The organism is Streptococcus suis, assembly GCF_002960445.1.
GTDB classification, from domain to species: Bacteria; Bacillota; Bacilli; order Lactobacillales; family Streptococcaceae; genus Streptococcus; species Streptococcus hyiners.
The window spans coordinates 1-320 of sequence record NZ_POJD01000121.1; the positions used below are offsets into that span (position 1 = coordinate 1).

General features: G+C 42.5%; 1 pseudogene. It reads right to left on the reverse strand.

Going from position 1 to position 320, the window contains the following annotated elements:
* Positions 1-307 (reverse strand): annotated as a pseudogene (locus C1G53_RS03385) (threonine synthase); the annotation flags it as partial.
* Positions 308-320: the final 13 nt, after the last annotated feature.

The following is a 320-nucleotide window of genomic DNA, read 5'->3' on the forward strand; positions in this document are numbered from 1 at the left end:
GCTCCAAGTTGTACTGACCTTTTAGCTTAACCACTGGGGCAATAACTGACGTGTCAAACTTACTGTCGTAGGCGTTATTGATACAGTAGTCCAACTCATCTGCCGTAAAATCATCCAAGAAAGCCGACAAAATCAGCTTGGCAACGTCTTGATAAGAAGCATCTTTCAAAACAGAAAAATCCAAGTCAACTGTTGGAATAGAAAGCGGTGTAAACAAACCACCGTCGGTCGCCAAGCCCTGCAAAATCGCTTGACTAGCCGATACAGTATTTTTAGCATCGCGTGTTGATTGATATACTAATGTCATGGTATCCCTCATA